The sequence below is a fragment of the Nisaea nitritireducens genome, assembly GCF_014904795.1.
GTDB lineage: Bacteria > Pseudomonadota > Alphaproteobacteria > Thalassobaculales > Thalassobaculaceae > Nisaea > Nisaea nitritireducens.
Window position 1 is genome coordinate 86936 of sequence record NZ_JACZFS010000010.1, and the last position, 13056, is coordinate 99991.

Annotated in this window: 13 protein-coding genes; 5 read left to right on the forward strand and 8 right to left on the reverse strand. The window is 59.6% G+C overall.

The annotated features are described in order from the left end of the window. Positions 1 to 59 precede the first annotated feature (59 nt). Genes IG629_RS22555 through IG629_RS03765 form a run of 3 tightly spaced genes read left to right on the forward strand, consistent with a single transcriptional unit; the run spans position 60 to position 2048 of the window. Complete coding sequence (locus tag IG629_RS22555; RefSeq protein WP_226886425.1) at positions 60 to 836, forward strand: DUF6134 family protein; 777 nt, start codon at positions 60 to 62, stop codon at positions 834 to 836. A gap of 19 nt (positions 837 to 855) precedes the next feature. Next, the gene (locus IG629_RS03760; protein WP_193170648.1) at positions 856 to 1605 is read left to right on the forward strand and encodes an SDR family NAD(P)-dependent oxidoreductase; all 750 of its coding nucleotides are present in this window, start codon (positions 856 to 858) and stop codon (positions 1603 to 1605) included. A 5-nt stretch (positions 1606 to 1610) separates the two neighbouring features. Further along, positions 1611 to 2048: a nuclear transport factor 2 family protein gene (locus IG629_RS03765; protein ID WP_193170649.1), complete on the forward strand. Its 438-nt coding sequence runs from the start codon at positions 1611 to 1613 to the stop codon at positions 2046 to 2048. Here the strand turns inward: IG629_RS03765 and IG629_RS03770 are convergent. From IG629_RS03770 to pdeM, 7 genes are all read right to left on the reverse strand, one after another. Further along, positions 2019 to 2591, reverse strand: coding sequence for a DUF3833 domain-containing protein (locus IG629_RS03770; RefSeq protein WP_193170650.1), 573 nt, complete (start codon positions 2589 to 2591; stop codon positions 2019 to 2021). The two genes, IG629_RS03765 and IG629_RS03770, sit on opposite strands and share 30 nt — an antisense overlap. A 20-nt stretch (positions 2592 to 2611) precedes the next feature. Next, on the reverse strand, positions 2612 to 3973 hold the full coding sequence (locus IG629_RS03775) for an MFS transporter (protein WP_193170651.1): 1362 nt from the start codon (positions 3971 to 3973) through the stop codon (positions 2612 to 2614). A gap of 4 nt (positions 3974 to 3977) precedes the next feature. Further along, positions 3978 to 5219, reverse strand: coding sequence for an SAM-dependent methyltransferase (locus IG629_RS03780; protein WP_193170652.1), 1242 nt, complete (start codon positions 5217 to 5219; stop codon positions 3978 to 3980). A gap of 30 nt (positions 5220 to 5249) precedes the next feature. Then, positions 5250 to 6083 carry a DUF1365 domain-containing protein gene (locus tag IG629_RS03785; protein ID WP_193170653.1) on the reverse strand — a complete coding sequence of 278 codons (834 nt, stop codon included), beginning with the start codon at positions 6081 to 6083 and terminating at the stop codon, positions 5250 to 5252. A gap of 1 nt (position 6084) precedes the next feature. Beyond that, on the reverse strand, positions 6085 to 7431 hold the full coding sequence (locus IG629_RS03790) for an NAD(P)/FAD-dependent oxidoreductase (RefSeq protein ID WP_193170654.1): 1347 nt from the start codon (positions 7429 to 7431) through the stop codon (positions 6085 to 6087). 62 nt (positions 7432 to 7493) lie between these two features. Next, entirely contained in the window at positions 7494 to 8948 is a 1455-nt protein-coding gene (locus tag IG629_RS03795; RefSeq protein ID WP_193170655.1) for a cryptochrome/photolyase family protein, read from the reverse strand. Between the two features lie 64 nt (positions 8949 to 9012). After that, a complete protein-coding gene (gene pdeM / locus IG629_RS03800; RefSeq protein WP_193170656.1) occupies positions 9013 to 9687 on the reverse strand; it encodes a ligase-associated DNA damage response endonuclease PdeM in 675 nt (224 codons plus the stop codon). Positions 9688 to 10044: 357 nt separating this feature from the next. Here pdeM and IG629_RS03805 point away from each other — a divergent pair, with 357 nt between their 5' ends. Both IG629_RS03805 and IG629_RS03810 read left to right on the forward strand, forming a co-directional pair. Beyond that, a complete protein-coding gene (locus IG629_RS03805; protein WP_193170657.1) occupies positions 10045 to 10254 on the forward strand; it encodes a cold-shock protein in 210 nt (69 codons plus the stop codon). Between the two features lie 115 nt (positions 10255 to 10369). Then, complete coding sequence (locus IG629_RS03810) at positions 10370 to 10549, forward strand: hypothetical protein (protein WP_193170658.1); 180 nt, start codon at positions 10370 to 10372, stop codon at positions 10547 to 10549. A 14-nt stretch (positions 10550 to 10563) separates the two neighbouring features. On the opposite strand, the gene IG629_RS03815 is transcribed toward IG629_RS03810, so the two are convergent. Further along, positions 10564 to 13041 (reverse strand): ligase-associated DNA damage response DEXH box helicase, encoded by a 2478-nt coding sequence (locus IG629_RS03815; RefSeq protein ID WP_404923313.1) that lies wholly within the window; start codon positions 13039 to 13041, stop codon positions 10564 to 10566. Positions 13042 to 13056: the final 15 nt, after the last annotated feature.

A 13056-nucleotide genomic window follows, 5' to 3' on the forward strand; every position in this document is an offset into this window, starting at 1 on the left:
ACTCATGTGCGTACCAGATGCCGCTGGGCGGCTATCAAGGCCGGGTAAGGGCTCGTTTCATGAGAAACTCTATCTTTCGACGATATCGCGTTTTCACAGCGCTCCTGATTGCTTCATGGGCCGCTTTCTCCTTCGTGCAGGAGGGGCGGGCTAATGCCCCATCCGGATGGGCGGAAGACGGTTTGATCAAGTTCCGGGTCTTCAGGAACGATTCCCCCCTGGGCGTGGTTATGCTGCGCTTTGACGTTAGGAATAATAGGTATACCGTTGATACACAGACGTTATTTGATTACAGCGTTGGCCCTTTCTCACTCTATTATTACGCTCTTCGGGCGCGAGACGAATGGAACGGAGCACAACTCCTGACGGCTCGCGGCGTGGTCAATGACGATGGAGAGATTTTTAGGGTCGATGGGAAAACAGAGCCTGACGGGTTCCGGTTTTCCGGCGGCGAGGGAGAGCATCTGGCGCCGCTCGATGTGTCCGTCCCGTCGACTTACTGGAACAGGGCGCTGGTTCGGGCCAGCAAACTGATCGACCTGCAATATGGCCGGCTGCGCAAAATCACAATGACGAAAGTCGGGCCGGAAACCATTGAATCCCAAGGCAAACGGATCGAGGCCGTCCGTTACGAGATGCGCGGCGAGCTGGACCTCGACATCTGGTATGACATGCGCGGCGAATGGGCCAAGATGAGTTTCACTGTTGATGATTCCAATCTTGAATATGTCCGTATTGTTCCGCGCCCAGGCGACGAGAGTCGCTTTCTGGAGCTCGACAGCGTCAAGGATCTCGGGTCCGAAGAAGTCCGGAACGTTCTGAAAGACCTCGAGTAAGCTGATCGAAGGAAGCGTTATGACAGCAAAATGCGTCTGGATCACCGGTGCGAGCTCCGGCATTGGACTTGCTCTCGCCGAGCGGATGATGCGCGACGGCTGGATCGTTGCGGGCTCTGCCCGGTCCGAAGCCGCGCTGAACGATCTGGCCGAAAAACACGAGGGCCGTTTCTTTGCGTACCCGCTGGATGTGACGCATGAATCTGCGGCGGTCGATACTGTCGCCCGTATCCGGGAGGAGAGGGGCGGGTTGGATATGGCGGTGTTTGCCGCTGGAACACACATTCCCGTCGAGATCGAGGACTTCCGGCGCGAGACCTTCAAGAGCTTGATCGATATAAACCTGATGGGTGTGGTGAACTGTCTTGCCGCCATTGTCCCTGGCTTTATCGCGGCCCGGGCTGGTCATGTTGCCGTGGTCTCTTCCGTTGCGGGATATGGCGGACTTCCGACAGCCTCGGCCTATGGAGCAACCAAGGCAGCGTTGATCAACATGACCGAAGCGCTTAAGCCGGATTTCGACAGGAACGGCGTGAAGCTGCAGCTCGTATGCCCGGGATTTGTCCGCACCCCGCTGACCGACAAGAACCCGTTTCCGATGCCGTTTCTGATGGAGCCGGAGGATGCCGCCGAGGCTTTCTATCGCGGCCTTCAATCTGACAGGTTCGAAATCAGTTTTCCCCGAGTCTTCGCCATCATGCTGCGTTGTCTGAACGCATTGCCCTACAGTCTGTATTTCCGCTTTCTGAAGAGAGGAACCGGCAAGTGACGGCAATGGATAGCAAAACGACGTTGGCCGCCTATGCGGCATGTTTCGAGGCGCTGACCCCTGACCGCCTGGAAACCCTGTCTGTTCTGCTGTCGGATGAAGTCCGTTTCCGGGACCCCTTCAGCGATGTGCAGGGGAGGCAGGCGGTGCTTGGTATTTTCCGTCACATGTTTGAGGCGATGGAAGAGCCTGTCTTCAAAGTGCTCGATCAGGCCGTGGGAAAGCAGGCCTGCTACCTCAAATGGCGGTTCTCCGGGCGGATCAAGGGGGCGGGACGTCGGGAAATCGAAATCACCGGCATGAGCGAGGTGACATTCGACGAAAAAGGCCTTGTCGCCTCGCATATCGACCATTGGGATGCGGCGTCCCAGGTCTTCGGGCTGTTTCCTGTGCTTGGTCCGCTCCTGCGCTGGCTAGGCCGCGGTTTTACGCCCGCCAAGTGAGGCCGCCGACGGGCTGCCCTTCTGGAAGAACAGCGTGACTGTGCCGATGTTGATCCCGAATTTCGACACATCGGCCCTGTTGATCAGTACGCCGTCCGGCTGCAAAAACATCCAGTCATCGAAACGGACCTTTATCCGGCTGTCGCCAACCTTGAGCATCAGGTCGTATGACCAGTTCAGTGCCTTGCCCCGGGCAATGCCCTTGGCAACGCCGACAACATCGTCAGCCCGTCCTTCGTAAAGGCCGTCTCCGGTTTTGGTGATGCGCCAGATCCGCTGCTCCGTCTCGCCGTCCGAATATACGAAATCCTCGGTCAGAGTCAGCGTGGTGCCATCCCAGTCGCCCTGCAGATCAACGGTAAATTCCCGTTTCAGATTGCCGAACCGATCCTCGAACATGCCCCAGGCGCGGCTCTGGCCTGCGAAATATGTTTCCGGACGGAAGTCGGGCCGGGTTCCCGAGAAATCATCGATCTTCATGGAACTGCACGCTCCGAGGCTCAAAAGCACTGCTACAAGTAGGTACGGCAGGACACGGGTCATGGATCATCTCCTGAAGATGTTTATCGAGTGTTTTCGGCGATCTTGCGTTGCAGCTCGGCCTGCTGCTCCGCGGTGATGGGAAAGTTGCGCATGACGGCAACGGCCGTGAGTTTCAGGACGACCGGTGCCGGGCCGTAGAGCAGCGCGAGTGTCAGCAGGGCATCGGCATCGTTTCCGCCGCTGGCATCGAAGCCAGCCGCATCCAGTATCGGGAAGGCGATGCCGACCGCGAGGGCCAGGGCGAGTTTCGTCGCCATCCCCCAGAGCGCGAAATAGAGCCCGGCACGGCTGCTGCCGCCTGCGGCAGTATCCACGTCCACCACGTCGGCTTGCATGGAGGGAGGCAGTACCAGATCGGCTCCGAGGCAGGCGCCCGTTCCAATACAGATGGCCAGGAAGGCGAGATAATCCCCGGGGCCGAGTAAAGGCACGAGTGCGAAGATCGCGCTGTTCGCCAGCATTGCCGCGATCCAGGTACGGTGTTTTCCGGCTCGATGACTGATGGCGAGCCAGATTGGGACGCTGAGGATGCCGGCGAGGAAGTAAATGAGCAGCAGCCCGTCCGTTTCCTGCGGCAGGCCGAGGCCCTTGTCCACGAAGAGCACGAAGAGAGTTGCCGCTAGCCCGTTTGCCAGACCGTTCAGCAAATAGGCCAGGATCAGCTTGAGGAAGGGCTTGTTGCGGAACAGAAGCGCTGCCCCGGCGCGCCAGTCGGGTGTGAGATGATGGAGCGCGGCGCGCTTCGGGCGCTCCGGCATGATTGCTGCCGCAAGTACGATTGCCACCGGCAGGGCCACGACCAGAAAGAGCGCGAGGACAGTCAGCACTGTGCCGGTATCCTCGCCACCACCGGCGGCGGAGACGATCGCAGGCATGCCAGCTGCCAGCAATGTGCCGAGAACCAGCATGCCTTCGCGGAAGGCGGTGATGCGGGAGCGTTCGTGATACGCGCCGGTCAGCTCCGCGCCCCATGCCGCATAGGGTAGTTGCACCATCGTCCAGCCAAGATAGAGAACGACGCTCCAGCCGAAGAGATGGAGCGTACCGGCACCTTCGGGCGGGACGAACAGCATGTAGATGGCAACGCAGGTAACCGGAGTGCCGGCAAAGAGCCAGGGTTTTCGTCGACCAAACCGGGTTTCGATCCTGTCGCTCAGCATGCCGATCAACGGATCGGAGAAGGCGTCCCACAGCCGGGCCAACAGCAGGGCGAAACCGACAGCTTCGAGGCTTAGACCCCGGTTCTGCGCGTAGAAGGCGGGCAGGAAGATGAAGAGCGGTACCCCGAGCCCGGCCAACGGCAGACCCGGCAATCCGTAGGCAAGAAGCTGGCCCCGTGAATAGCGCGCGGGAGTGCCGTCGACCGGCGCTGTGACTGCCATTCTCTTAAGCGTGTTTCAGCGCGATTTGCCGGACATCGATGAGGCCGGCACGAAAGCCACCTTCGCAATAGCAGAGATAATATTCCCACATCCGCCGGAACCGCTCGTCGAAGCCGAGTGGGGCGATCTCCGGCCAGCGGGCGAGGAAGCGTTCCCTCCAGATCGCCAGTGTACGGGCGTAGTCGATACCGAACCCGTCATTGGCGACGCATTCCAGACCGGAGGCGTCGAAATGATCCGTCAGGCGCACTTCCGACGGCAGCATTCCTCCTGGAAAGATGTATTTCTGGATGAAGTCCGGGTTCCGGCGATAGGATTCGAAATCCCTGTCGTTGATGGTGATAATCTGCATTGCGGCACGGCCGGTATCGGTCAGCCGCGCTTTCACCTGATCGAAAAAGACCGGCCAGTATTGTTCGCCGACCGCCTCGAACATCTCGATTGAGGCGATATGGTCGAACCGTCCGTCGACATCCCGGTAATCGCAAAGCTGGATCGAAACCTTGTCGGCAATACCCTCGCGTTTCGCCCGTTCAATCGCGTAGTCGTGCTGTTCTTGGGAAAGCGTGAGGCCAACGACGCGGGCGCCATATTCGCGTGCCGCGACGGAGGCGAAGCCTCCCCATCCGCAGCCGATTTCCAAAACGGTCTGGCCCGGCTCAAGTTGCAGCATGTCGGCGATGCGCTGGTATTTCCGGCGCTGCGCCGGCTCAAGTTCTTCCACACCCGGCTCGAAGACGGCAGAAGAGTAGGTCATGCTCGGGTCGAGCCATTTTCCGTAGAAAGCGTTCCCGATGTCGTAATGGTGGGCGATGTTGCGTCGGCTTCCGCGTTTGGTATTTCGGTTGGCGAAATGCCCGAGAGTTTTCATGAAGCGGCCGAAACTTGTGCCGTCGAGCGCCCTGGACAATGCATTGCGATTAGCGGCGCCGAACGCGAGCAGGGCCGTCAGGTCCGGGGTATCCCACGCGCCATCCATGTAGTCTTCGCCGAAACGGAGATCTCCTCCGAGCAGGAGCCGCCGGCACACGGCATCGCTCCATATCTGCAGGTGCGCTTTCGGGCCGGGCTCCGCCCCCTTTATGATATGGAGCTGGCCATTGGGTGTCTGCAAATGCAGCTCTCCCATACGGACCGCTTTCAGCATCACAAGCACAGCCCGTGTCCAGGGCATGAATGTGTCCGGTTTGGCCGGGAAGGTCCCGCCAACAAATTTCGATGTCTCGCAAATCTCGCGATCAGTCATTTCAACGCGCCCCAGTTATGATCACTCGACTTACGCAGCATGTTGCCCAGTGGATGATTTATCGATGACGGATACCGGCTCGCCCGGAGCTTCCGGCCTCTTGTGGAAGACCGCTCCCTTGATCCACAGCTTCAGGGCTTCCCAATGGATGCCGGCGACGACCTTTGCCGTGAGAAGCGGATAGAGCAGGGCCATCCTGAGCAACGCCCTGTCCGTCATCGCTTCCCGCGTTCCGGTATGGGTGGCGACCAGTGTCTCTCCCTCCGGCGTGTCCTGACGGATCAGGATTGAGAGTTTTTCGTCTGGCGCCTTCAGGCGGAACCGGTAGGTTGCGGTCATGTCCATGAAGGGGGAGACGTAGAAACTCTTGTCGCAGTTTTGCCGGATCATGCCGCCATCTCCCTGGTCCGGACCGACCGGGATCAGGTAGCAGTGCTGCTGGCCGAAAGTATTCTTTACCTCGTAGAGGATCGCCTGCAGATGGCCGTCCTCATGATGACAGAAATAGATGGTGAGTGGATTAAAGACATATCCAAAAATTCTTGGAAAACAATGAATTAAAACCCTTCCTTCAACTGTGTCATATCCTGCCGAGCGAAGCTGTTGCCTGACCCACTCACGTGCCGGCGTACCGTCGCGCGAGGCGTGGTCGCGGTCAAAGAAGGAGAACAGATTGAACCGGTTATGGGAGAACAGGCGGAGCCTGCCGGCGAGCGTCTCGATCTCCTCCAGGTCGAGTAACATGGAGAAAACCCGGTAGGCGAAACGGTGCCGGAACGGGATCAGCCGAGCATGCGTGACCATGCCTCGATAGAGGCAGGAGTTTGCCGGCGTGGCTGTTCCGGTATGCGCGGATACCTCCATCTCAGTCGTCACCTGCTGCCTGAGCTAGTGTATCCGCGCTGTTCTGGTCGAGCCAATGTGTGCTGGCTGCCTCGACTCCGGTTTCCCAGGGAGGCGAAACGCCGAGACCGCGGGCAACGGCAATAGCCGCCTTCAACCCGTCTTCATGGAAGCCGTAACCGCAATAGCTACCGCAGAACCAGGTGTCGCGGACGCCCTGGATCGGCATCATTTCTCTCTGCGCCCAGACCGCGGCGCTGTCGAATACCGGATGGGTGTAGTTGAAACGCGCGAATTCCAGAGCCGGGTCCGGCTCCTCGATCGGGTTCATGGTGACGAACAGCGGGCAATTGTCGTCGATACCCTGCAGACGGTTCATCCAGTATGTCAGGGCGACGGCGCGGTCCATGTTGCGGCGGCCGTCCGAAAGATAGTTCCAGGAGGCCCAGGCCTTGCGGCGCTTAGGCATCAGGCGCGGATCCCGATGCAGCACCGCGACATTGTCCTGATAGTTGAAGCAGCCGAGCAAGGCGCGTTCCGCGTCGCTGGCATCGGAAAGCATGGCCAGCGCCTCGTCGCCATGCGCGCCAATGACGACCTGATCGTAATAGGTCTCGGAGCCGTCCGGTTCCTCGATCATCACGCCGGTCTCAAGACGGCGGATGCGACGAACGGGGTGACCTGTCCGGATCTGCCCGCCGCGCTGCTCGATTTCCGTGGCGAGCCGCTGCACATAGGAGCGGGAGCCGCCATCGACGGTGAACCATTGTGGCCGGTTCGCATGTTTCAGCAGGCCGTGATTGACGAAGAAACGGACAAAGCTGCGAGCCGGGAAAGCCAGCATGGTTTCGACCGGGCAGGACCAGATCGCGGCACCCATCGGCAGCAAGTGATCGTAGAGAAAGCCGTCGCCATAGCCTTCACGTTTGAGAAAATCGCCGAGCGTGAGACCAGGATCGCTGTCTTCCTCGAGCAGGCGCGGGGCGGCGGCGAAGAAGCGCGCAACGTCGGCCAGCATTCTGTAATAGCCAAGCTTTAAGAGATTAGCCGGTTGCGCCACCAGCCCCTTGAGGGAGCCTTCATATTCCAGCGTACCGTTATCGACGGAAACGCTGAATGACATATCGCTGAGCTTCGTCGGCACATTGAGGGCACCGAACAGACTGATCAGGTTCGGATAGGTCGCCTCGTTATAGACAATGAAGCCGGTATCGACCGGGATCTTCCGGCCGTCATAATCGACGGACACGGTATTGCTGTGCCCGCCAAGCCGCTCGTTCGCCTCATAGACAGTGACCTTGTAGCGCGATGACAATAACCATGCCGCGCCAAACCCGGCGATACCGCTTCCGATGACAGCTATGCGCATTCCAATACCCCCGGAAAAATCCTAATCATAATAGTGCCGACTGTGCAGCATTTCGCGTGTGGTTAAGCGCATGCGGCGATATCGGATGAAAGCCCGTCATTCAGCCTTTTGAACGCTGTAAGCGCTCTCATGCGGCCGAATGCAAGATCGACGATAGGGGCGGGGTAATCCGGTGCCGGGTTTCCCGGTGCTTCCCACGGTTTGTGCAGGTAGCGGTCGGGAACCCCTGAAAGTTCCGGGACCCAGCGGCGGGTATATCCACCGTCTTTATCGAATTTTTCACCCTGCAGTACCGGGTTGAAGATCCGGAAATAGGGCGCTGCATCGGCGCCGGACCCGGCGACCCATTGCCATGACGCCGCATTGTTGGCCAGGTCGGCGTCTACCAGCGTATCCCAGAACCACGCCTCGCCTGCACGCCAGTCCACCATCAGGTGCTTCACCAGGAAAGAAGCGCAGATCATCCGCACCCGGTTGTGCATATAGCCGGTATGCCAGAGCTCGCGCATACCGGCATCCACGATAGGAACACCTGTTTGCCCGCGCTGCCATGCCCGCAGTGGCTTTTCCGCCCTGTCCCATGGGAAGTGCTCATATTCCGGGCGCAGACAGGCGTCCGGGAGGTCCGGGTTGTAATAAAGCTGGGCGTGGGAGAACTCGCGCCAGACCAGTTCCTTCAGGAAATGCTCCGCCGATCCCGAGAACGGGTCGCGGCCAGTCGTGATGCAGTGCGCGACGGTACGGTGCCAGACCTGGCGCGGTCCGATTTCTCCAAAATGAAGATGCGGCGAGAGGCGCGAGACGAGCGGTTGTGACGGGAAATCACGGCCCTTTCTGTATCCGTCGAGCGCGTTCTCCAGAAATTGCTCCAGTTGGTCGAGTGCTCCCTCCTCACCCGGCTGCCAGAGTGCGGTGAAGCCGGACGCCCAGTCGGGACCGCGCGGCTGCAAGTCCCAGTCGTCAAGCTGATCGCCTTCTGGGACCTTCGATATGTGCGGGATAGCATGCGGAGCCGCGTGCTCCGGCTCTGGATCGCCGAGTAGACGCATTGCCCGCCAGTAGGGTGAATAGACCTTTGGCGGCGTACCGGTCTTGGTCTTCACCTGCCAGGGTTCGAACAGAAGCGCCGCATTGAAGCTTTCGACCTCGACACGATCGTCCACCAGCGCGCTTTTCAGTGCGGTATCGCGGGGGATGGCGTACGGCTCATAGCAACGGTTCCAGTAAACGGCGCGTGCGTCGGTCTCCGCTGCAAGCGTCCGGATAATTCCGGACGCATTGCCGCGTCGTAACAGAAGCGGGCAGCCGACAGCGGCGAGGGACTGCTGAAGCGCATTGAGGCTGCGATGAAGCCACCAGCGAGACGCACCGCCAGGGGCCCACCTGCCGGGTGTTTCATCATCGAGAATGAAAATCGGAAGGATCGGGGCGCCGGATGCAACCGCCGCCGTCAGGGCCGGATTGTCGCCGAGCCGCAGATCCTGTCGAAACCAGAGAATGATCGGTCGTTCGGTCACGCTTCTACCCTTGAGAACTTGCAAGGGGAGATACGGGGGCGAGCCGGACTCGGATCACTTCCGTTCAGCAAAGCCTATCGGCCGGGAACCGGTAGATACGTTTAGGGCCGAGGAACAGAATATCGAAATGCGGGCCGAGGACCGCGCGAATGGCTTTATCATGGACTGTCAGGCCGCCGGTTAATGCTCCGAAGGCAGGCATGATTAGTCTGTCACTGTCATAGGCAAAACAACGGCCGCTGAGATAGCGCTGCCGGGTCCGCACCCGTGCCGACGGATGGTAGTGACCGCTGATTTCGCCTCTGACAGGCTCTCGGGAGGCTTCGTGGCGGAAAGTGAGGGCGCCGATCGTTTCTTCCATAATCCTCCGGCCAGGGAGGTCCTCGGGCAACTCCGGGTCGTGATTACCCGTGATCCAGAGCCAGTCATATGCCGCGATCAGCTGCTCAAGTGCGGCTCGGTCGGCTTTCCCCATCCGGTCGGGGCCGCCGGTATCGTGAAAACTGTCGCCGAGGCACATCACCGTTTGGGGATTGTATTGACCGCAGATAGCTGCAAGGCGCTTCAGTGTGACTGCCGTATCGTAGGGCGGAAGAGGAATACCTTTTTCGGCGAAGCTCGATCCTTTCTCCAGATGCAGATCAGAGATGATGAGCAGGGAGCGGTCCGGCCAATACAAGGCGCCGGAAAGATCTGCGAGCAGGGAGACCCCGTTGAGGATGAGCGGTTCTGAAGTCATGGCGCTGCTTTGGCCGATCCGCGGAACCGGGTCAACGGTCATCCTGGACGAAAAGACATGCTGACAGTGGGGTTGGGTCATGCATGCTTTATATTTATTCAATCATGCCAGTATCTTGAGTTGTTTTTCAGCTCGGGTGGTACATGTTTCAGTGTGATGAAAACAGTGTGTCCCGACGTAAAATAACTTGCGATTGCGTATATAAGTCCTATGTATCAGCAACGTTTAGAAGTCGCTGTTAAAAGACTGTCTCGCCGCTTCGCCGTCGATCAAGTTCCTTCTCCGATATTTTGAGCGTTACCTTCGGTCCGTCGCATTGGGCTACGGACCGCTTAATTTGTCGTGAAAGGAAAAATCATGACCACTGGTAAAGTTAAATGGTTCAACTCGACCAAAGGCTATGGCTTCATTGAGCCGGAAGACGGTTCCAAGGACGCTTTTCTGCACATTTCCGCTCTTGAGCGCGCGGGCATCTCCGGCGTTGACGAAGGTCAGCGCGTCGAGTTCGATCTGGTCCCGGGCCAGGGCGGCAAGTCTTCTGCCGAAAACGTTAAGCTCATCGACTAAAACACACTGAACATTCCGGACAAGGGCGGCCGTTGATCGCCCTTGTTCACCCTCTCTACTGGTGGCGTTCGATAGAATTCAATCCGCCACCGATTATGATAAATCCAAGGAAAACATGAACTTCGAATCCAACTTTCTTACGAATTACGGCCTTCAGAATTACGTATCTTTTTCCCGATCAAACGGTGCGAACGTCTTTTCGATCAAAGGCACCGAAAATCCGAAAATGATCGGCCACGCCCGTACCATCATCTCTGAAATGTATCGCGGCACTTCAACCATCGTCGTGAACTGACCTAGACCGTCTGTTCAGATAGGCAGGCTTGCCTGCATGTTGCCTCTGGTCGCTTCGGCGATCAGATCGGCTTCGGCCTCTTCCAGCAAGGTGTCCAGAGCGCCGCCGTGAACCTGTTCCTTGCCGATCTCTAACAGGATCGGTACGGCAAGCGGGGATACCCGGTCGAGATGCCGGACATCAATCTTGCTCTGTACCTGAACAAGCAAATCTGCGAGGCGGCGGATGTCCGTCAGGCCGCGCGCTGCGTCCGCCCGTGTGGCGCGGAGCAGAATGTGGTCCGGCTCGTGGCTGCGCAGCACATCGTAGATCAGGTCCGCATTGAACGTGACCTGCCGGCCGGTTTTCTCATGCCCCGGCAGTTTGCGCTCGATCAGGCCTGCGATCACGGCGACGTTGCGGAAAGTGCGTTTCAGCAGGGTTGATTCCGCCATCCACTCCTCAAGGTCGTCGCCCAGCATGTCCTGATCGAAAAGCCCCGCCACATCTTCGGCCCGGGGCTCCTTCAGGCCCCAGATCGCTATTACATAGTCACTGGCAACGAAGCCGAGCGGGTCAAGTCCCGCCCGCTCCATGCGCCGGGTCAGCAGCATGCCCAGGGTCTGGTGCGCATTGCGTCCGGCGAAACAATAGGCCACCAGATAGAATTTCCCGCCGCGCGGAAACACTTCCACCAATAGTCGGTCGCGCTTTGGCATGACCGAGCGCCATTGCTGCATGCGCAACCAGTCTTCGACGGGGGCGGGCAGGGTTGGCCAGTTCCGGTCATCCTCCAGCATGGCCCGCACCCGGTCCGAGAGATGGGTAGTGAAGGGGAGGCGGCCGCCCATATAGGCCGGAATTTCCGGCTCCTCACCCTTGCCGGGGCTGACTTCCACCACGGTTTCCCGCACGCCTTCGAAGGTCAAAAGCTGACCTGCGAACAGGAAGGTGTCGCCGGGCGTCAGGCCCTGGACGAAATATTCCTCGACCTCGCCGAGAAAACGTCCCCGGCGCATCCGGACTTTCAGCGTGATCGCCTCGACGATGGTACCGACATTCATCCGGTAGGAACGGGCAACGCGCTGGTTGACCACGGTCAGCAGTCCGTCGGGTTTCGGCCGCAGGCGCCGGAACCGGTCATAGGTGCGCAAGGCGTATCCGCCATCCGTCACAAAACGCAGGACGGCGTCGAAATCCTCCCGGCCGAGATCTGCATAGGGCGCGGCAGTCCGGACTTCCTCGTAGAGCTGGTCCGGATGGAACGGCCCGGCGCAGGCGGTGCCGAGGATATGCTGCGCCAGAACGTCGAGAGCGCCCTCGCTTGGTAACTCGCCATCGAGGGTCATCTCCTTCACCGCATCGATGGCTGCCTGACACTCCAGTACCTCGAACCGGTTCGCCGGGATCAGGATAGCCCGGCTGGGCTGATCGAGCCGATGATTGGCCCGCCCGATCCGCTGCAGAAGGCGGGAGGAGCCTTTTGGGGCTCCGACCTGGATGACCAGGTCGACCGCCGCCCAATCGATGCCGAGGTCGAGGGAGGAGGTGGCGACCACGGCGCGCAATCCCCCTTGCGACATGATCGCTTCCACCTTGCGCCGCTGCTCCGCCGCAAGGGAGCCGTGATGCAGGGCGATCGGCAGGTTCTGCTCGTTTATCTTCCAGAGCGCCTGGAACAGGATTTCCGCCTGGGCGCGGGTGTTGACGAAGACCAATGTGGTCGCGGCGCCACAGATCTGCTCGTAGATATCCTCGACGGCATAGCTTCCCATATGCCCGGACCAGGGGAAATGGCCGCGACCGATCAAGATCTTGACCTCGGCGGCAACCGCGCCACCTCCGCTGACGCGCGCGACTGTCCCGCTTCCTGTCCGTCCGGTCGGAGACAAATAGGCTTCCAGCGCGTCGGGATAAGCGACCGTCGCGGAGAGGCCGACACGGCGCGCATCCGGTGCAAGCTTTGCCAGGCGGGCAAGGCCGAGCGATAGCAGCTCCCCCCGCTTGTTGGGTGCAAGTGCATGCAGCTCATCGATGACGATTGTGCGCAGCCGCCGGAAGATCTTCGGAGCGTCCGTATAGGAAAGCAGCAGGGCAAGGCTTTCCGGTGTGGTCAGCAGGATATTCGGAGGGCTGCCGCGTTGGCGTTGTTTCTTCGCTTGCGGTGTGTCGCCTGTCCGGGTTTCCGCCGTGACCGGCAGCGCCATTTCCTCGATCGGCAGGGTCAGGTTGCGATGAATGTCGACAGCCAGCGCTTTCAGCGGCGAGATATAGAGCGTGTGCAGGCCGTCAAAAGGTGCTTCAGACAACTCGATCAGACTGGACAAGAACCCGGCGAGGGTCTTCCCGCCACCGGTTGGGGCGATCAGCAAGGCATGTTTACCCGCCTGGGCCGCTTCCAGCATTTCGAGCTGGTGCGGGTGCGGCTGCCAGTTTTTTCCGGAAAACCAGTCGCGGAACGTTTTTGGCAGGCCGGTCATGTCCGGTCGGGGCTGTGCGGTTTTATCCAGCATGTCCCGAAAGTGGTT

Coding starts and splice junctions, on each gene's coding strand:
- IG629_RS03815 (WP_404923313.1), bottom strand. CDS start 13,041: ATGCTGGATAAAACCGCACAGCCCCGACCGGACATGACCGGCCTGCCA.
- IG629_RS03765 (WP_193170649.1), top strand. CDS start 1,611: ATGGATAGCAAAACGACGTTGGCCGCCTATGCGGCATGTTTCGAGGCG.
- IG629_RS03775 (WP_193170651.1), bottom strand. CDS start 3,973: ATGGCAGTCACAGCGCCGGTCGACGGCACTCCCGCGCGCTATTCACGG.
- IG629_RS03805 (WP_193170657.1), top strand. CDS start 10,045: ATGACCACTGGTAAAGTTAAATGGTTCAACTCGACCAAAGGCTATGGC.
- IG629_RS03760 (WP_193170648.1), top strand. CDS start 856: ATGACAGCAAAATGCGTCTGGATCACCGGTGCGAGCTCCGGCATTGGA.
- IG629_RS03770 (WP_193170650.1), bottom strand. CDS start 2,591: ATGACCCGTGTCCTGCCGTACCTACTTGTAGCAGTGCTTTTGAGCCTC.
- IG629_RS03780 (WP_193170652.1), bottom strand. CDS start 5,219: ATGACTGATCGCGAGATTTGCGAGACATCGAAATTTGTTGGCGGGACC.
- IG629_RS03785 (WP_193170653.1), bottom strand. CDS start 6,083: ATGGAGGTATCCGCGCATACCGGAACAGCCACGCCGGCAAACTCCTGC.
- IG629_RS22555 (WP_226886425.1), top strand. CDS start 60: ATGAGAAACTCTATCTTTCGACGATATCGCGTTTTCACAGCGCTCCTG.
- IG629_RS03790 (WP_193170654.1), bottom strand. CDS start 7,431: ATGCGCATAGCTGTCATCGGAAGCGGTATCGCCGGGTTTGGCGCGGCA.
- pdeM (WP_193170656.1), bottom strand. CDS start 9,687: ATGACTTCAGAACCGCTCATCCTCAACGGGGTCTCCCTGCTCGCAGAT.
- IG629_RS03810 (WP_193170658.1), top strand. CDS start 10,370: ATGAACTTCGAATCCAACTTTCTTACGAATTACGGCCTTCAGAATTAC.